The sequence below is a fragment of the Terribacillus saccharophilus genome (assembly GCF_002272075.1).
Lineage (GTDB): Bacteria > Bacillota > Bacilli > Bacillales > Amphibacillaceae > Terribacillus > Terribacillus saccharophilus_A.
Window position 1 is genome coordinate 1 of sequence record NZ_NPBJ01000058.1, and the last position, 356, is coordinate 356.

The following is a 356-nucleotide window of genomic DNA, read 5'->3' on the forward strand; positions in this document are numbered from 1 at the left end:
GTCATTTGGTCGATCGCGTTTTGTATCGCGACGGTAGACGTGTACAGCTGTTCTGTTTTCTTTGGCAGCTGTTTGACTTGCTGCAGCTGCGCTTTTGCAGATGCAACTGCTGATTGAACCTCACTTGCATCAGGCAGTTCCTGCAAGGCCGCTAAGCTTTGTTCGAGTCCAGACAGATCAGGCAGTTCGATTTTAGGCAGACTGTTCAGCTGATCCATTGCCGCCTTTTTCTCTTCATCTGTCATAGAGCTGTTTTGGATAATGCTTTTTACTTTAGCATCTCGATTTGATAGTGCTTCTTTTAATGAAGCAAGTTTTGTACTGAACGTTTTTGCGTCTTTTTTCACCTGATCGAG

At 44.7% G+C, this 356-nt stretch carries 1 pseudogene; it reads right to left on the reverse strand.

From position 1 onward, the window contains the following. Positions 1 to 356, reverse strand: a pseudogene (locus tag CHH48_RS19180) (YhgE/Pip domain-containing protein); the annotation flags it as partial.